The 16032-nt window shown below is 68.3% G+C and carries 17 protein-coding genes; 5 read left to right on the plus strand and 12 right to left on the minus strand.

What is annotated here, in order from left to right; all coding sequences use genetic code 11:
• Nucleotides 1-34: 34 nt before the first annotated feature.
• Nucleotides 35-610, minus strand: coding sequence for an RBBP9/YdeN family alpha/beta hydrolase (locus SK095_RS03960; protein ID WP_201486517.1), 576 nt, complete (start codon nucleotides 608-610; stop codon nucleotides 35-37).
• A 280-nt stretch (nucleotides 611-890) separates the two neighbouring features.
• Between SK095_RS03960 and SK095_RS03965 the strand changes: the two genes are divergently transcribed.
• A complete protein-coding gene (locus SK095_RS03965; protein WP_136488287.1) occupies nucleotides 891-1904 on the plus strand; it encodes an AraC family transcriptional regulator in 1014 nt (337 codons plus the stop codon).
• A gap of 57 nt (nucleotides 1905-1961) precedes the next feature.
• On the opposite strand, the gene SK095_RS03970 is transcribed toward SK095_RS03965, so the two are convergent.
• From SK095_RS03970 to SK095_RS04015, 10 genes are all read right to left on the minus strand, one after another.
• A complete protein-coding gene (locus SK095_RS03970) occupies nucleotides 1962-2717 on the minus strand; it encodes a hypothetical protein (RefSeq protein ID WP_320547944.1) in 756 nt (251 codons plus the stop codon).
• A gap of 106 nt (nucleotides 2718-2823) precedes the next feature.
• The gene (locus tag SK095_RS03975; protein ID WP_320547945.1) at nucleotides 2824-3834 is read right to left on the minus strand and encodes a YeiH family protein; all 1011 of its coding nucleotides are present in this window, start codon (nucleotides 3832-3834) and stop codon (nucleotides 2824-2826) included.
• Complete coding sequence (locus SK095_RS03980) at nucleotides 3831-4160, minus strand: Rieske (2Fe-2S) protein (protein WP_320547946.1); 330 nt, start codon at nucleotides 4158-4160, stop codon at nucleotides 3831-3833. Before SK095_RS03980 ends, SK095_RS03975 begins: the two co-directional genes overlap by 4 nt.
• Nucleotides 4157-4816, minus strand: a complete 660-nt coding sequence (locus SK095_RS03985; protein ID WP_320547947.1) for a DsbA family oxidoreductase — start codon at nucleotides 4814-4816, stop codon at nucleotides 4157-4159. Before SK095_RS03985 ends, SK095_RS03980 begins: the two co-directional genes overlap by 4 nt.
• Nucleotides 4813-6144 carry an MFS transporter gene (locus tag SK095_RS03990; protein ID WP_320547948.1) on the minus strand — a complete coding sequence of 444 codons (1332 nt, stop codon included), beginning with the start codon at nucleotides 6142-6144 and terminating at the stop codon, nucleotides 4813-4815. The genes SK095_RS03985 and SK095_RS03990 overlap by 4 nt, the downstream gene beginning before the upstream one ends.
• A 142-nt stretch (nucleotides 6145-6286) precedes the next feature.
• Nucleotides 6287-7339 carry a 3-keto-5-aminohexanoate cleavage protein gene (locus SK095_RS03995; RefSeq protein WP_320547949.1) on the minus strand — a complete coding sequence of 351 codons (1053 nt, stop codon included), beginning with the start codon at nucleotides 7337-7339 and terminating at the stop codon, nucleotides 6287-6289.
• Between the two features lie 81 nt (nucleotides 7340-7420).
• Nucleotides 7421-8269, minus strand: a complete 849-nt coding sequence (locus tag SK095_RS04000; RefSeq protein ID WP_320547950.1) for a TauD/TfdA dioxygenase family protein — start codon at nucleotides 8267-8269, stop codon at nucleotides 7421-7423.
• Between the two features lie 11 nt (nucleotides 8270-8280).
• Complete coding sequence (locus SK095_RS04005) at nucleotides 8281-9261, minus strand: quinone oxidoreductase (RefSeq protein ID WP_320547951.1); 981 nt, start codon at nucleotides 9259-9261, stop codon at nucleotides 8281-8283.
• A gap of 245 nt (nucleotides 9262-9506) precedes the next feature.
• Nucleotides 9507-10562 (minus strand): 3-keto-5-aminohexanoate cleavage protein, encoded by a 1056-nt coding sequence (locus SK095_RS04010; protein ID WP_320547952.1) that lies wholly within the window; start codon nucleotides 10560-10562, stop codon nucleotides 9507-9509.
• A gap of 47 nt (nucleotides 10563-10609) precedes the next feature.
• A complete protein-coding gene (locus SK095_RS04015; RefSeq protein ID WP_320547953.1) occupies nucleotides 10610-11458 on the minus strand; it encodes a TauD/TfdA dioxygenase family protein in 849 nt (282 codons plus the stop codon).
• A gap of 349 nt (nucleotides 11459-11807) precedes the next feature.
• Between SK095_RS04015 and SK095_RS04020 the strand changes: the two genes are divergently transcribed.
• Nucleotides 11808-12785 (plus strand): site-specific integrase, encoded by a 978-nt coding sequence (locus SK095_RS04020; RefSeq protein ID WP_320547954.1) that lies wholly within the window; start codon nucleotides 11808-11810, stop codon nucleotides 12783-12785.
• Between the two features lie 11 nt (nucleotides 12786-12796).
• Here SK095_RS04020 and SK095_RS04025 read toward each other — a convergent pair whose 3' ends face one another.
• Nucleotides 12797-13747, minus strand: coding sequence for a MerR family transcriptional regulator (locus SK095_RS04025; RefSeq protein ID WP_320547955.1), 951 nt, complete (start codon nucleotides 13745-13747; stop codon nucleotides 12797-12799).
• A gap of 179 nt (nucleotides 13748-13926) precedes the next feature.
• Here SK095_RS04025 and SK095_RS04030 point away from each other — a divergent pair, with 179 nt between their 5' ends.
• The 3 genes from SK095_RS04030 (at nucleotide 13927) to SK095_RS04040 (ending at nucleotide 16021) form a co-directional block, all read left to right on the plus strand.
• Nucleotides 13927-14379: a PAS domain-containing protein gene (locus SK095_RS04030; protein WP_320547956.1), complete on the plus strand. Its 453-nt coding sequence runs from the start codon at nucleotides 13927-13929 to the stop codon at nucleotides 14377-14379.
• A gap of 218 nt (nucleotides 14380-14597) precedes the next feature.
• Nucleotides 14598-14849 (plus strand): TIGR02450 family Trp-rich protein, encoded by a 252-nt coding sequence (locus SK095_RS04035; RefSeq protein WP_320547957.1) that lies wholly within the window; start codon nucleotides 14598-14600, stop codon nucleotides 14847-14849.
• A 215-nt stretch (nucleotides 14850-15064) separates the two neighbouring features.
• The gene (locus SK095_RS04040; RefSeq protein WP_320547958.1) at nucleotides 15065-16021 is read left to right on the plus strand and encodes a MerR family transcriptional regulator; all 957 of its coding nucleotides are present in this window, start codon (nucleotides 15065-15067) and stop codon (nucleotides 16019-16021) included.
• Nucleotides 16022-16032: the final 11 nt, after the last annotated feature.

Raw genomic sequence — 16032 nt, forward strand, 5'->3', positions numbered from 1 at the left:
AGAGAGCGGCGGCCTGAGCGACCGGTTGTGACGCCTACGCCTGCCGGCGGTCCAGAGCCATCACGAACTCCTCGGCCTGTGGCCAGGGCCCGTAGCCGGCGGCCGGATTCAGGTGACCGACGGCCCCGCAGTTGACCAGCTCGCTACCCCACTGCCCGGCCAGGCGGGCCACCGCTTCGAAGCTGGCCAGGTGATCGTTGCTGCTGGCCGCGACCATGCTCGGGAACGGCAGCGGACCGGCGGGAAGCGGATCCCAGCCGTTGGCGCGCAGGGTTTCCGGGGTCGGGTAGCCTTGCGGCCACTGGGCGTCCAGATCCGGCGGCGCGGCCAGCAGCGCGCCTTTGATGTCATGGCGGTAGCGGGCCGCCCAGTGCGCCACCATCAGCACGCCGGCGCTGTGCGCTACCAGGATCACCGGGCCGTCGATCTGCGCCAGCTCGCGCTGGATCGCCTCGACCCGCGCGGCGCAGCTGAGCTTGTCGGTCTCCAGCGGCGGCACCGAGCGCACCCTGGCCAGGCGGGCCTGCAGCAGCGTCTGCCAGTGCTCGGCCACATGGTCGCGCAGGCCGGGAACGATCAGGACGGTTGCGGCGGTTTGCAGTTTTTCCACGTCAGCACCATTGCTCTCGATATTCGGGTCGGCCAGCCAGCCGACTGCTTGAGATCAACAGTAAAGAGCGCTCCCCCGACCCGCTTTACATTCCGCGACAGGCAGTTTTCATTTGATGACAGGCGCATTGCCACCCACCCGACTCGCCATCCCGCCGCCGGGCCCCGCCGAAATGGCCGTGGCAGAGCGATCACGGCTTTTCATTTGGCGACGCCAGGGCTATAAGTGGTGTCCCCGCCAGCGTAGCGGGACGCCATTTGCAAAACGTGGAAACAACAAGATGACCGCCCTCGCCCGAGCCGCCGTGCTCACCAACTACCAGGAAGTTGCCCGCCACCTGGGCCTCAACGCCCTCAGCCTGCTCGCCCGCTTCGGCCTCAGCCAGAGCCAGCTCGACGACCCCAACCAGCGCATTCCGGTCGCCGCCGCGGTCAACCTGCTCGAGGAATCGGCGCGGGTCAGCGGCTGCGAGTCGTTCGGCCTGCGCATGGCCGAACTGCGCCAGCTGTCGGATTTCGGCGAGGTCAGCCTGCTGCTCAGCCACCAGCGCACCCTGCGCGACGCCCTGCAGGTGATCGTGCAGTACCGCCACCTGCTCAACGACTCGCTGGCGATCTTCATCGAGGAGGCGGGGAAGACGGTGATCATCCGCGAGGAAGTGATCACCGACGAGCCGACGCGCAGCCGCCAGGCCAGCGAGCTGGCGGTCGCCGTGATGCACCGCTTCTGCGCCGCCCTGCTCGGCGCGCACTGGCACCCGATCAGCGTCAACTTCACCCACGAGGCGCCGGCCGACCTGACCGTGCACCGGCGCATCTTCGGCTGCAAGCTGGAGTTCGGCAGCGAGTTCAACGGCATCGTCTGCCCCGCCGCTGACCTGGACGCCGCCAACCCGCTGGCCAACGAGGCCATGGCGCGGCATGCCCGGCGCTACCTGGATTCGCTGCACACCGAGGGCGAGAGCTCGCTGGTGTTCGACGTGCGCAAGAGCATCTACCTGCTGCTGCCGATGGGCCGCGCCACCATCGAGCAGATCGCCCAGACCCAGGGCATGAACGTACGCACCCTGCAGCGCCGCCTGGAGGAAGGCGGCGCCACCTTCAGCGAGCTGATCAACGGCGTGCGCCGCGACCTGGTGATCCGCTACCTGGAGAACCCCGGCTATTCGCTCGGGCGCATCGCCGACATGCTCGGCTACTCGATGCCCAGCTCCTTCACCCGCTGGTTCATCGCCCAGTTCGGCATGCCGCCGGCGAGCTGGCGCGCGCAGCACGGCGTGGTGCCGCGCAAGTAGCGTGAGGGGAAGAACGGCACATCCCTGTCGGCCGGGGCCTGCAGGGATGCGCCGGGATCAGCGGCTACCCTGGGCCACCGCCTGCGCCAGCTCGTCGAGATCGGTCACCGCGCGGCTCAGGTAGAACTCGGCGCCGCCGTGGCCGCGCTTGCCGCCCTGCTGGATCTGGCCGCGCACGAACTGGTAGCTGCTGCGGATCTTGCCCAGCTCGGCGGCATGTCCGGTCTGCCGGGATTGCAGGTCGGCGAAGCGCCCTTCGATGGCCTGGTCGAGCGCCTGCAGCGCCGGCGGCGAGAGGATGAAGCGCTCCTGTTCCGGCAACGGGTAGTGGCGCAGCTGGTAATCGAGGAGGAAGCCGGCCAGGGAGCGGCTCAGCTCGCCGATCAGCAGCGCGGGCGAATCGGCGGCCAGGCTTTGCCGCTCGCCGGTGTAGGCGCTGGCGGCGGCCTGCTGCAGTTGTCGCTGCCGGGTCAGCAGCTGCTGCACCAGCTCCGGATAGCGCTGGCGCTGCTCGGTCGGCAGGCCGTCCAGCTCGGCGAACACCTTCTTCATCTCGCCCAGCGGCTGCGCCAGGGCGGCCGGCTGGCCGAGCTGCAGGATGTAGGTTTCCAGCGTCTGCAGGTGATGGAACACCGAGGTCAGCAGGCGCGGGTCGGGCGTCCGCTCCCCGGGGTTGAAATACAACATGGCGCTGGCGCACAGCAGCTGGCCGCGGCTCTCCAGTTCGCTCAGCTGCAGGGCGCTGCGCTCGTCGCCCCGGACCGGGGAACAGAGCAGCAGCAATCCGCACAACAGCACTTTCTTTCGCATCATCCCTACCCTCTTGTCTTGTTGTTATGTCGGGTCTGTCGCGTTGCTGCGGGGAGCGAATTAATTCGCCTTGGCGGGGCATCTAGGCGAATGAATTCGCCCCTACGGTTCACAGCCCCCAGTGCATCAATGCGAGCACCAGCGCGACCAGGAACACGGTCTCGCCCACCATCAGCAGGATCGGCTTGATGCCCACCGCGGCCAGCTCCTTGAGCTGGGTCTTCATGCCCAGCGCGCTGATCGAGATCACCAGGCACCAGCGCGACAGCTCGTTGACCCCGCCCTGCACCAGCGTCGGCACCCAGCCGGTGCTGTTGACGCAGGCGAGGATCAGGAAGCCGACGGCGAACCAGGGCAGCAGCGGCGGGCGCTTGCCGGTCGGATCGGCGCCCTGCATGCGGGTGATCATCGCCGCGCAGACGATCACCGGCAGCAGCATGGCGACGCGCATCAGTTTGACCACGGTGGCGGTGTCGCCGGTTTCCGGGGACATGCTGTAGCCGGCGCCGACCACCTGGGCGACGTCGTGGATGGTGGCGCCGAGGAACACCCCGGCGTCCTGCGGCGACAGGCCGAACCAGTTGGCGATCATCGGATAGAGGATCATCGCCACGGTGGACAGCGCCGACACGCCGATCACGGTGAACAGGGTGGCGCGTTCCTTCTGTGGGTGATTGGGCAGCGCGGCGGACAGCGCCAGCGCCGCCGAGGCACCGCAGATGGCGGTGGCGCCACCGGTGAGCATGCCGAACAGGCGCTGGAAGCCGAGCGCCCTGGCCGCCACCATCGACACGCTGATGGTCACTGCCACCAGGATCACCACCAGCGCCACCGGCTTCCAGCCGAGGCCGGCGATCTGCTCCAGGGTGATGCGCATGCCCAGCAGGCACACGCCGATGCGCAGCACGGTGCGCGCGGTGAACTCGATGCCGACCTTGCACTTGCCGTCCGCGGACAGGAAGTTGAGCGCCATGCCCAGCAGCAGGGCGAACAGCATCACCGGCGCGCCGTAGTGCTCGGAGAGGAAGGTCGCCGCCGCGGCGACGATCAGGCTGACCATGAAGCCCGGCGCCAGTTCGCGCACGCGGCTGGGGAAGGAAACGAGAGCGATGGCGCTCATGACGCGGACTCCTCGGAAGCGATGACGATGAACAGCCGGCCGTCTGCCTGCACCTCGACCGGATAGCTGGCGACCTTGAGCGCGGTCGAGTTGAGCAGGTAGCCGCTGGCCAGGTTGAAGCGCAGGCCGTGGGCGCAGCACTGGATCACCCGCCCGTCCAGGCGCCCGCCGCACAGCGAGGCGCCCTGGTGCGGGCAGCTGTCGTCGATGGCGTAGAACTGGCCGTCGACGTTGAACAGCGCCAGGCTCTTGCCGTCCGCCTCGACCAGCGCACGCGCGCCGGGCGCCGGCACCCTGGCGGCCGGCACTTCGATGTGGCGGGTCATGCCGGCTGCTCCCGACGCTGCAGTGCGGCGTGCATGGCTCCGAGCAGCACCTCGGTCGACTGCGCACCGGATACCGTCAGCTGGCGGTCGAAGACGAAGCACGGCACGCCGCCGGCGGCCATGCCGGCCGCCTCGCCGAAGAACGGAGCGCCGTCGCCGCGCAGGGCGTCGGCCAGGTCCGTCGTGGCGAAGCCGCAGTCTTCAGCAATCACCAGCAGGGTGGCGGGATCGCCTAGATCCTCGCCGTTGTGGAAGTAGGCGGCGAACAGGCACTCGAGCAGGTCCTCGACCTTCTGCGCGCTGCCGATGGCGGCGGCGCGCTGCAGCAGGCGGTGGGCGTCGGCGGTGTTGGGCATGCGCAGGATGCGCGCGAAGTCGATGTCCACCTCGGCGGCGGCCGCCGCCTCGCGCACCTGGGCCTGGCGCAGGCGCACGGCCTGCTCGCTGCCCAGCCGGCGCAGGTAGAACTCGGCGAACGGCACGCCCGCGGCCGGCAGGTTCGGCAGCAGCTGCACACCGTGCCACTCCAGCTCGACCTCGACATCCGGCCGGCTGGCGCGCAGGCGGGCCAGCGCGCGCTCCAGCTGGCGCTTGCCGATCAGGCACCAGGGGCAGATGAAGTCGAAGAACACCTCGATATGCAGCGGCTGGCTCACGACTGGGCCTCCAGTGCCGCTTCGCTGGCGGTTTCCTCGACGCCCTCGCCCTGCAGGCGGGCCATGTCGTTCAGGTAGTAGCGCTTGGCGTAGAAGAACACCGCCGCCGCCGCGATGCTGACCAGCGGCACCAGCTGGAAAGCGTTGTCCAGGCCGATCAGGTCGGACACCTTGCCGGTGAGCAGCGGGCCGGTGGCCAGGCCCAGCAGGTTGTTGGCCAGGGTCAGGGTGGCGAACGCGGTGCCGTGCACGGTGTAGTGGGTCAGGTTGGCGACCATGGCGCCGGCCGGGCCGGAGGTGCCGGCGGCGATCAGCATGCCCAGGCAGATCAGCGCCAGCTGGGCGGGGCCGGCCGGCAGGGCGAAGGCCGCCGACAGCAGCAGGCAGCTGCCCAGGCAGTAGGCGATGGCCAGGCCGATCTTGCGATCCGGGCGGTTGCGGCACATACGGTCGCTGAGCATGCCGCAGAGGATCATGCCGATACCGCTGCACAGCACGATGATGGCGGCGACACCGCCGGCCTGGTCGGTGCCCATGCCGTAGTAGCGGTTCAGGTAGCTGGGCATCCAGACGATCACGGTGCCGCCGACGAACAGCTGCAGGCCGCTGCCGACATAGGCGGACAGCACCGAGCGGCTGGAGTACAGGGTGCGCAGCGGGCGCTGGGCCTTGAGCGCCGCCTTGCTGGCGGCATCGGCCATCCGCCGGGGCGCGATCTTCGCCTCGCGCACGATGATCGGGTAGAGCAGCGCCAGGGCCAGGCCGAACAGCGCCATGCCGGCGAACGCCCAGCGCCAGCCGAAGTGCTGGGCCATCACCCCGCCGAGGGCCATGCCCAGCACCGAGCCGAACATGCCGCCGGAAATGAAGGCGCCGGACAGGGTGGCGCGCATCTCGCGCGGGAACACCGAGACCACCACGGCGATGCCGACGCTGCCGTAGGCGGCCTCGCCGACGCCGACCAGGAAGCGGGCGACGAACATCTGCTCGTAGTTCTCCGCCAGCGCGCAGCCGAGGGTGGCCAGGCTCCACAGCACGGCCATGATCGCCAGGCTCCTGACCCGGCCGAAGCGGTCGGCGACCAGCGAGAGGGGGAAGGTCAGCAGGCCGACCATCAGCGCGACTATGCCGCTGAGCAGGCCGAGCTGAGCATCGGAGAGTGCCCATTCGCCCTTGAGCATGGGGAATACGGCGTTGAGCACCTGCCGCGACATGTAGTCGGAGATCAGCAGGCCGAAGGTCAGGGCGAAGACGATCCAAGCGTAGCGGCGCGGGATGCCGATGGAAGTGTCTTCGCCGTCATCGGCGGTGGGGTGGTAGGCGGCCATGCTGCCTCCTTCTGTCTAGCGTGGGTCTTGTTGTTATGGGTCCGGCCTGACCGGTTCTGCAAAGGCTTCGCCCGGGGTGAAGCCTTTGCGCAACCTGTATGCAGCGTAGGCGGGCCGGCGCTCTGCCGGCCCGCCCCGAGGGTCAGCCGCGCTGCGGCACGCCCTTCTGCCCAGGCTTGCGGTTCGGCGCCATGCCGTTGGCCAGCAGGGTTTCCTCGATGCTGTCGTACTGCACGCCGATGCGGTAGATCTCGCGGGCTTCCTTGCCGTTGGCCACTTCGCGGCCCAGCTCGTGGGCGACGCGCACGCACTGCTGGATCTGCTCGACCGAGGTCATACGCTGGCCGTGCTGGCCGACGATGGTGTCCTCGATGCCGCAGCGCGGGTGCAGGCCCATGGACATGGCCATCATGTTGAACGGCAGCACGTTCTTCAGCAGCGACTCGGCGGTCAGGGTGCAGCCGTCCGGCGCGCGGTGGATGAAGTTGAAGAAGTTGAACGGGTTGGGGCCGTCGAAGCCGCCGCCGATGCCGATCCAGGTCAGGTTCAGCGGGCCCTTGTAGACGCCCTTGCGCACCAGGCGCTCGAGGGTTTCCAGGGCGTGCATGCCGGTCAGCTGGAAGTGCGGCTGGATGCCGTTGGCGCACAGGCGCTTGAGGTGCTCCTCGACCCAGGCCGGGCCGGCCGGCACGGTCATCTCGCTGTAGGCGGCCTGGAACGCCGGATTGGCCAGGGAGGTGCCTTCCAGGTATTCCGGATAGAGCAGCTCCATGATGTTCATCTGGGTGGTGTTGATCGCCACGGTGACCTGATCCGGCTTCGGGGTCAGCTCGGCGAGCATGTGGCGGGTGTCGTCGGACAGCCACTTGGCCGCCTCGCCCTCGCCTTCCGGGGCGAAGGAGATCGAGCCGCCGACCTGGATGATCATGTCCGGCACAGCCTCGCGCACGCCCTTGATCAGCTCGTTGAACTTGGACAGGCGCTTGGAGCCGGTGCCGTCCAGTTCGCGCACGTGCAGGTGCAGCACGGTGGCGCCGGCCTCATAGCAGTCGACGGCCTTCTGCACCTGCTCGTCCATGGTCACCGGGATGTCCTCCGGGAAGTCGGCGGGCATCCACTCGGGGCCGTAGGGGGCGACGGTGATGACCACCTTCTCCATGTTCTCGGGGTGCAGGGAATCGTCGAAGAATTGCATGTTGTGATCCTCGGTCTTGTTATCTGGCCGCCCCGCTCAAGCCGGGGCGGCGATGGCATGCACGCGGGGGTTAGGCGTGGTTCAGAACGGCTTGTCGCCGATGATCCCGGCGCGCTCCATCTTGCGATGGCACGGCGGGTAGTCCATGACGGCATAGTGCTGGGTGCTGCGGTTGTCCCAGATGGCGATGCTGTTGGGCTTCCAGCGCCAGCGCACCTGGTACTCCGGGATGTACGCCTGGCTGATCAGGTAGCGCAGCAGGTCGCTGCCGCCCATGTTGTAGTCCTGACCGAAGCGCACGTGCTCCGGGGTGTGGTAGTTGCTGAAGTGGGTGGCGAAGGCGTTGACGAACAGCACCTTCTCGCCGGTCTCCGGATGGATGCGCACCACCGGGTGCTCGGCGTCCGGGTACTGGGCCTTGAGCGCCAGGCGCTTCTCCATCGGCATGGCTGCGCCGAAGCTGGCCTCGATGCTGTGGCGGGCGCGCAGGCCCGCGATCTTCGCCTTCACCTCGTCGGGCAGGCGCTCGTAGGCCAGCACCATGTTGGCCCACATGGTGTCGCCGCCCACCGGCGGGCACTCCACGCAGCGCAGCACGCAGCCCAGCGGCGGCGCCTCGCGCCAGGTGGCGTCGGTGTGCCAGGCGTTCTCGTAGCGGTCCATCGGCTGGTCGGGGCGCTTGTAGATCTGCACCAGGCCCGGATGCTCCGGGTCGCTGCCGGCCACCGGGTGGTCCTCCAGCTCGCCGAAGCGGCGGGCGAAGGCCACGTGCTCGGCGCGGCTGATGTCCTGGTCGCGCAGGAACAGCACGCGGTGCCTGAGCAGCTGGGCGCGGATCTCGGCGAACAGGCCGTCGTCGTGGATGGCGTCGGCCAGCCTGACGCCGACCAGCTCGGCGCCGATGGCGCAGGTCAGTTGTTCGACTTGCATGGCGGGCCCCCTCAGATGACGAAGATCGACGAGCCGGTGGTCTTGCGCGACTCCAGGTCGCGGTGGGCTTCCACGGCGTCCTGCAGGGCGTAGTGCTGGTTGATCTCGATCCTGATGCGGCCGCTGCCGACGTGGTCGAACAGCTCGCCGGCCAGGTCGGCCTTCTCGGCCGGATCGGCGATGTAGTCGGCCAGCGCCGGACGGGTCATGTACAGCGAGCCCTTCATCGCCAGCAGCACCGGATCGAACGGCGGGATCGGCCCGGAGGCGGTGCCGACGCAGACCAGCAGGCCGCGGCGCTTGAGCGAGTCCAGCGAGGCCATGAAGGTGTTCTTGCCGACGCTGTCGAACACCACGTTGACGCCGACGCCGTCGGTCAGCTCGCGCACGCGCTTGGCGACGTCCTCGTGGCTGTAGTTGATGGTGTGGTCGCAGCCGTGGGCGCGGGCGACTTCGGCCTTGGCCTCGGTGGACACGGTGCCGATCACGGTGAGGCCGAGCAGCTTGGCCCACTGCGAGACGATCAGGCCGACACCGCCGGCGGCGGCGTGCAGCAGGATGGTGTCGCCGGCCTTGAAGTCGTAGATGCGGCGCATCAGGTAGGCCGAGGTCAGGCCGCGCATGGTCATCGCCGCGGCGGTCTCGAAGGCGATGGTTTCCGGCAGCTTGATCAGCGGCGCGGCCGGGATCAGGCGCTCGGTCGAGTAGGCGCCGAGGGTGTTGAGAAAGCCGGTGTAGGTGACGCGATCGCCGACCGCCACGTTGGTGACGCCCTCGCCCACCGCTTCCACCACGCCGGAGGCTTCCACGCCCATGCCGTTAGGCAGCGGGATCGGGTAGGTGCCGTTGCGGAAGTAGGTGTCGGCGTAGTTCAGGCCGACCGCCACGTGGCGCAGGCGGACCTGTCCCGGTCCGGGCTCGCCGACCTCGACGTCCTCGTAGCGCAGGACCTCGGGACCCCCGGTTTCATAGAAGCGTACGGCTTTGGCCATGTTTCTCTCCCCAATGCATTCTTGTTGAGCAATACCGCTCGTGTAACAGGGAATTTAGGGAGTTGCCCCGTGCCGCGCTTCTCATCGGGCGACAGCGGTTTTTCATTTCATGACAACCGCCGGGGATTCCTGCCCCACCGCGCGCCGCATGCAAAAAAGCCGGCAGGCGCGGCAGGCCTGCATCTGCATGCAGGTCCCGCCGGGCGTGCCGGCAAGGCTCAGCTCAGCGCTGGCCACTCAAGGAATCAGGCGTGCTGGGTGAAACCCACCTGACCCGGTTTGCGGTTGGGGGCGAAGCCGTTCCTGGCCAGGGTCTCGTCGGCGTCCTTGTAGAAGGTGCCGATCCTGTAGATCTCGCGCGCTTCCTGGCCATTGGCGACCTCGCGGCCGAACTCGCGGGAGAGGCGCACCAGTTGCTCGATCTGCTCGACGGTGGTCATCTTGGCGGTCTGCTTCTGGTTCCAGATGTTGTCCTCGATGCCGCAGCGCACGTGCAGGCCCAGGGCGATGGCCATCATGTTCAGCGGCAGCACGTTGCGCATGCTGGTTTCCAGGGTCAGCACCGAGCCGTCCGGGCAGGCGCGCACGAAGTTGGCCAGGTCGTAGGGGTTGGGCGAGTCGAAACCGCCGCCGATGGCCACCCAGGTGAGGATCAGCGGCACGTTGCACACGCCGCGACGCATCATGCGCTCGACGGTGTTGAGCTGGGTGATGTTGGCCAGCTGGAAGTGGGTCTGGATGCCCTTGTCGGAGAGGCGGCGGATGTGCTCCTCGACCCAGGCCGGGCCGGCCGGGATGGTCATCTCCTGGTAGGCCTTGAGCATCACCGGATCGGCCAGCGAGGTGCCGCGGATGTCGGCGGCGGTCATCTGCTCGCAGACGTTCATCTGGTTGGTGTTGATGGCGATGGTCACCTGGTCCGGCGTCGGGGTCAGCTCGGCCAGCATGTGACGGGTGTCGTCGGACAGCCACTTGGCCACGTCGCCGTCGTTCTCCGGGGCGAAGGAGATCGAACCGCCGACCTGCAGGATCATCCCCGGGCAGGCTTCGCGGATGCCGGCCAGCAGTTCGTTGAACTTGGACAGGCGCTTGGAGCCCTTGCCGTCCTCCTCGCGGACGTGCACGTGCAGCACGGTGGCGCCGGCGTTGTAGCAGTCGACGGCCTTCTGGATCTGCGCCTCCATGCTCACCGGGATGTCTTCCGGAAAGTCGGACGGCATCCACTCCGGGCCGTAGGGCGCGGCGGTGATAACCAGTTTCTGCATGCTTTCGACGAACAGGGAACCATCGATGAAGTTCATGGTGTTTTCCTCGGATTACTCGGTGTTGTGCTTGTTTTTCGGGAGGATCAGAACGGCTTGTCGCCGACGATGGCCGCGCGCTCCATCTTGCGATGGCACGCCGGGTAGTCCATGACCGCATAGTGCTGGGTGCTGCGGTTGTCCCAGATGGCGATGCTGTTGGGCTTCCAGCGCCAGCGCACCTGGTACTCGGGGATGTAGGCCTGGCTGATCAGGTAGCGCAGCAGGTCGCTGCCGCCCATGCTGTAGTCTTGCCCGTAGCGCACCCGCTCCTTGGTGTGAAAGTTGGTGAAGTGGGTGGTGAAGGCGTTGACGAAGAGGATCTTCTCGCCGGTTTCCGGATGGGTGCGCACCACCGGATGCTCGGCGTCCGGGTACTGGGCCTTCATCGCCAGGCGCTGCTCGAGCGGCATGGCGGCAGCGAAGGACGACTCGAAGCTGTGGTTGGCGCGCAGGCCCTCGATCTGCTCCTTGATCTCCACCGGCAGGCGCTCGTAGGCCAGCGCCATGTTCGCCCACATGGTGTCGCCCCCGACCGGCGGGCATTCCACGCAGCGCAGCACGCAGCCCAGCGCCGGGGTCTCGCGCCAGGTGCCGTCGGTGTGCCAGGCGTTCTCGTAGCGGTCGATCGGCTGGTCGGGGCGCTTGTATATCTGCACCAGGCCCGGCGCCTCAGGATGGCTCGGCGCCATCGGGTGGTCTTCCAGCGCGCCGAAGCGGCGGGCGAAGGCCACGTGATCCGGACGGGAAATGTCCTGATCGCGCAGGAACAGCACCTTGTTCTGCAGCAGCAGGCCCTTGATCTCGTTGAACAGGCCGTCGTCGTGGACGGCATCGGCGAGGTTCACGCCGATCAGCTCGGCGCCGATACTGCAGGTGAGTGGTTCTACGCGCATCTTGTTGTTCTCCTCTTGGGCGAAGGTCTTCGGCCGGGCGAGGCGCCGGATGACGGGCTCGCCGGGCAGGCCGTGAGGAGGAATTTAGGGAGGCGCCAGGCTGCCGGCCTTTCATTTGGCGACAGTGGCTTTTCATTTCATGACCAGATCCCCGCCGCCACCGGTGAGCTGCAGCGACCTTTGATCTGGGTCAGTTTTATCCGGCCGACCCGAGCGCCTACGGGAGGCGCCGCAATGGGCCGGGCAGGCCGAGCTGCAGGGCGCTCCGCTTCCGCCGCTGCCCTGGGATAAGATGGCCGCCAATCATCAGGTTCGAGAGCGCAGCGGCAGCGGCGCAGGGTCAATGGCAATGAACGAGGTCGAGCGCTACATCGAGGCTGGCACGCGGGAGAACACCCGGCGCAGCTACCGGTCGGCCGTCGAGCACTTTGAGGTGACCTGGGGCGGCTTCCTGCCGGCCAGCAGCGAGAGCATCCTCCGCTACCTCGCCGCCTACGCCGACCAGCTGGCCTTCAGCACCCTCAAGCAGCGCCTCGCGGCGCTGGCGCAGTGGCACAACAGCCAGGGCTTTCCCGATCCGACCAAGGCGCCGGCAGTGCGCCAGGTGCTGCGCGGCATCCGCGCCCTGCACCCGCAGCAGGCCAAGCAGGCGGCGCCGCTGCAGGTGCTGCACCTGCAGCAGGCGGTGGACTGGCTGGAGCGCGAGGCGGCGCAGGCCGCCGAGTGTGACGACCTCGCCAGCCTGCGGCGCTGCCGGCGCGATGCGGCGCTGCTGCTGGTCGGCTTCTGGCGCGGCTTTCGCAGCGACGAGCTGTGCCGCCTGCGCGTCGAGGACATCCGCGCCGAGGCCGGCGTGGGGATGACCCTGTACCTGCCGCACAGCAAGGGCGACCGCGACCACCACGGCACCACCTACCAGGCGCCGGCGTTGCGGCGGCTGTGCCCGGTGGCCGCCTACCTGAACTGGATCGAGGTGGCAGGCATCGCCCACGGCCCGGTGTTCCGCCGCATCGACCGCTGGGGGCACCTGGGCGAGGACGGCCTGCACGCCAGCAGCCTGGTCGCCCTGCTGCGCCGCATCCTCGAGCGCGCCGGCGTGCCGGCCGAGGCCTACACCAGCCACTCGCTGCGCCGCGGCTTCGCCACCTGGGCCACCCACAACGGCTGGGACCTCAAGGCGCTGATGAGCTACGTGGGCTGGCGCGACGTGAAGTCGGCGATGCGCTACATCGACCCGGCCATCTCCTTCGGCGGCCTGGCGCTGCGGCCGGCCGAAGCCGACGGCTCGCGGGAGCGGCTGCCGCCGCCCTACGGCGACGGGGACTGAAGAAGGCAGCCTCAGGTATCGAGGTGGCCGGCGAGGAACTGCGCCAGACGGCGCTGCATGAGACGACCGGAGTTGCCCAGGCAGGCGATGGCGCTGCCCGCCAGGCTGCCTTCGCCGAGCACCGCGGCCTCGCCAGCCAGGGCCAGCGGGCAGTCCAGGATCAGCACCAGCCGGGCCAGCTGGCGCAGCAGCGCGGCGCTGGGCGCCAGGGTGGAATACAGCACCAGCGCCTGTGGCCGGACTTCCTGGCAGACCAGCGACAACTCCTCCAGGGGCTGGCCCGGCGGCAGCACCCGCACCGGATTGCTGTCGCCACCGAGCAGCAGCGCGGTGACCAGCAGCTCCAGCTCGCGACACTGTCCGGGAATCGCTGCGACCAGCACGCAGTCTCGCCCCGCCGCCGCCCGCGAGAACTGCAGGCGCTGCAGCACGCGGGCGCGCAGGAAGGCATCGAGGAACAGCCACTGGCTGGTCTGACCGAAGCCGTCCTGCTGCTGCAGCTCCAGCCACAGCGGCATAAGCACGTCCTGGAACACCGACGCCAGCGGATAGGTGGAGAACACCTGGCCGTAGAGCTGCTCCAGGCGCACCTCGTCGAAATGGCGCACCGCCTCGCGCAACCGGTCCTGCCATTCGCCCCACTCGCCGGTGGACGAGCCCTGTTCGACCGGAGCCTCGGCCTTGTCCCCGCTGTTGCGCGCCAGAAGGCTGCCGACCTTGCTCACCGCCACGCCGCGCTCGGTCCAGGCGATGATGCTGCGGATCGACTCGATGTCGCTCTGCGAGTACAGGCGATGGCCACCCTCGGTGCGCACCGGCTGGATCAGCCCGTAGCGACGCTCCCAGGCGCGCAGGGTGACCGGGTTGACGCCGGTGAGGCGGACCACTTCACGGATCGGAAACAGCTCCTCCCCCAAGGGCAGGCCGCTGGCGGGGGACGGGGCTGCAGTGAGTTCGGTCATGGCGAATGGCTCGAGGGACTTGATGAGCCGCCATTGTATCGCAGAGCTCGCCTTCGCAAGGCAGGTGCATGGCAGCGATTCGCCGTCTTCTGGCGTTTCCGGCCACGAAAAACGCGCGGCCTGCATGCAGGATGGCGCAGTTGCTTTAAAATGCGCGGAAACCACCCGGGACCTGCAAGATGATCAATGCCAAGCTGCTGCAACTGGTGATCGAAGCCTCCAACGACGGAATCGTGGTCGCGGAACAGGAAGGCGACGACAATATCCTGATCTACGCCAATCCGGCCTTCGAGCGCCTGACTGGCTACTCCGTCGACGATATCCTCTATCAGGACTGCCGTTTCCTCCAGGATGGCGACCGCGACCAGCCGGGCCTCGCGGCGATCCGCGAGGCGGTCAAGCACAACCGCCCCTGCCGACAGATAATCCGCAACTACCGCAAGGACGGCAGCGTGTTCTGGAACGAGCTGTCGATCACCCCGGTATTCAACGAGGCCGACCAGCTCACTTATTACATCGGCATCCAGAAGGACGTCAGCACCGAGGTCGAAGCGCAGCAGCGCGTGCGCGAGCTGGAAGCCGAGGTCGCCGAACTGAAGAACCAGCTCGCGGCGCTGCGAGCCAAAGGCTGACAACCGCTCCCACCCGAACGGCGTTGCCGTCGTCCGCCGGCAACGCCTTCCCCCTGTTCCGGCCCGCCCGCCTGCGGCGCCGGCGCACCGCGTGCGGCCAGTGCCCGCAGTGGTCTCAGCGGCCTGCGAGCTGTACGCACCCGCCTTGTACGACTCGCCATCTTGTACAGATTTGCCCGTCCGGCGTAGCCTTGTGGGGTAACCACGCGAGGCCCGTGATGAGCCAGATCGAACCGCCAACCCCGAAGAATCCGCCCAACCGCTTCAATCCGCGCAAGCTGCGGCTCTCCAAGTGGACCGCCCGCCAGCCGTGCAACCGGGAAAAGCACTTCCTGGTCGTCGAACTGCTCGAGGACGAAGCGGGCAACCTGCTCGAAGTCGAGCTGCAGGCGGTGTACAGCGGCCGCAGCCAGTGGCTCGACTGGCGCGAGCTGCGCGACAGCGCACGCTGGCGGATCGGCTGGCACTGACCTCGCCGCCCGAGACAAATATTTATACAAAATCTATACATAACCTATTGACCGGCGGCAGCAACGACTTATCCTGTAGCAAGGTTGTACACAAATCTTGCGACGTACAAGTTGGAGACTGCCATGTCCCTCACGCTCCCCCGCCACAAGCCCGGCCTCAGCGCCGGCCCGCAGCTGCATCGGGCAACCTCCAGCCTGCGTGACGCGATCTGACCATGCACGACGACCGCGATCCACGCGACGATTTTTCGGACGACGAAATGGCCGGCCTGCTGCCGATCCGCGAGGTGGCGCGGCGCACCGGGGTGAACCCGGTGACCCTGCGCGCCTGGGAGCGCCGCTACGGGCTGATCGTCCCGCAGCGCACCGCCAAGGGCCACCGCCTGTACTCGCAGGCGCAGGTGGCGCAGGTGCAGCAGATCCTCGACTGGCTGGAGCGCGGCGTGTCGGTCAGCCAGGTGCGTGGCCTGCTCAGCGACGCCCGAGTGCCGAGCGGTGCCGACGACCACGGCTGGCGGGCGCGCCGGGAACAACTGCTGGGCGCCATCGCCAACCTGGCCGAACGCGCCCTCGACGACGGTTTCAACCAGGCCGTGGCCCTCTATCCGCCGGCGACGGTATGCCGCCATCTGCTGCTGCCGCTGCTCGAGGACCTGCACCGGCGTTGGGTCAGCCTGCCGAATGCCGAACTGGAGCGTGCGTTCTTCCTGTCCTGGCTGCGCAGCAAGTTGGGCGCGCGGCTGTACCACAGCAACCGTCTGCTCGGCAGCGCCCCGCTGCTGCTGGTCAATTGCTCCTCGGCGCCGCTGGAGCCGGCGCTCTGGCTGTGCGCCTGGCTGGTCGGCAGTGCCGAATGCCCGGTCAGCGTGCTCGACTGGCCGCTGCCGGCGCCCCAGCTGGCGCTGGCGGTACAGCGCATGCAGCCGCGTGCCGTGCTGCTCTACGCCAGCGAGGCGCTCGACCGCGATGCCCTCGCCCGCCTGCTGCAGGGAGTGGCCTGCCCGTGCCTGCTGTGCGGTCCGGCGGCGGAGCGCCAGCGCGACCAGCTAGCAGCGATCGCCGATCTGCACCTGACCCTCGACCCGCTCGACGCCCAGCAGTGCCTGCATCGCCTCGGCCTGCTCGGCCTGCAAGGAGAACTGCGCCATGCGCCGATCGACCTGGCCCCGTGACGACCTGCGCC

This window comes from Pseudomonas sp. AN-1 (assembly GCF_034057115.1).
Classification (GTDB): Bacteria; Pseudomonadota; Gammaproteobacteria; order Pseudomonadales; family Pseudomonadaceae; genus Geopseudomonas.

Bases quoted from the DNA above. Each gene is read 5' to 3' on its own strand.
- SK095_RS03965 (WP_136488287.1), top strand. From the start codon at position 891: ATGACCGCCCTCGCCCGAGCCGCCGTGCTCACCAACTACCAGGAAGTT.
- SK095_RS03970 (WP_320547944.1), bottom strand. From the start codon at position 2,717: ATGATGCGAAAGAAAGTGCTGTTGTGCGGATTGCTGCTGCTCTGTTCC.
- SK095_RS03975 (WP_320547945.1), bottom strand. From the start codon at position 3,834: ATGAGCGCCATCGCTCTCGTTTCCTTCCCCAGCCGCGTGCGCGAACTG.
- SK095_RS03980 (WP_320547946.1), bottom strand. From the start codon at position 4,160: ATGACCCGCCACATCGAAGTGCCGGCCGCCAGGGTGCCGGCGCCCGGC.
- SK095_RS03990 (WP_320547948.1), bottom strand. From the start codon at position 6,144: ATGGCCGCCTACCACCCCACCGCCGATGACGGCGAAGACACTTCCATC.
- SK095_RS03995 (WP_320547949.1), bottom strand. From the start codon at position 7,339: ATGCAATTCTTCGACGATTCCCTGCACCCCGAGAACATGGAGAAGGTG.
- SK095_RS04000 (WP_320547950.1), bottom strand. From the start codon at position 8,269: ATGCAAGTCGAACAACTGACCTGCGCCATCGGCGCCGAGCTGGTCGGC.
- SK095_RS04005 (WP_320547951.1), bottom strand. From the start codon at position 9,261: ATGGCCAAAGCCGTACGCTTCTATGAAACCGGGGGTCCCGAGGTCCTG.
- SK095_RS04010 (WP_320547952.1), bottom strand. From the start codon at position 10,562: ATGAACTTCATCGATGGTTCCCTGTTCGTCGAAAGCATGCAGAAACTG.
- SK095_RS04015 (WP_320547953.1), bottom strand. From the start codon at position 11,458: ATGCGCGTAGAACCACTCACCTGCAGTATCGGCGCCGAGCTGATCGGC.
- SK095_RS04020 (WP_320547954.1), top strand. From the start codon at position 11,808: ATGAACGAGGTCGAGCGCTACATCGAGGCTGGCACGCGGGAGAACACC.
- SK095_RS04025 (WP_320547955.1), bottom strand. From the start codon at position 13,747: ATGACCGAACTCACTGCAGCCCCGTCCCCCGCCAGCGGCCTGCCCTTG.
- SK095_RS04030 (WP_320547956.1), top strand. From the start codon at position 13,927: ATGATCAATGCCAAGCTGCTGCAACTGGTGATCGAAGCCTCCAACGAC.
- SK095_RS04035 (WP_320547957.1), top strand. From the start codon at position 14,598: ATGAGCCAGATCGAACCGCCAACCCCGAAGAATCCGCCCAACCGCTTC.
- SK095_RS04040 (WP_320547958.1), top strand. From the start codon at position 15,065: ATGCACGACGACCGCGATCCACGCGACGATTTTTCGGACGACGAAATG.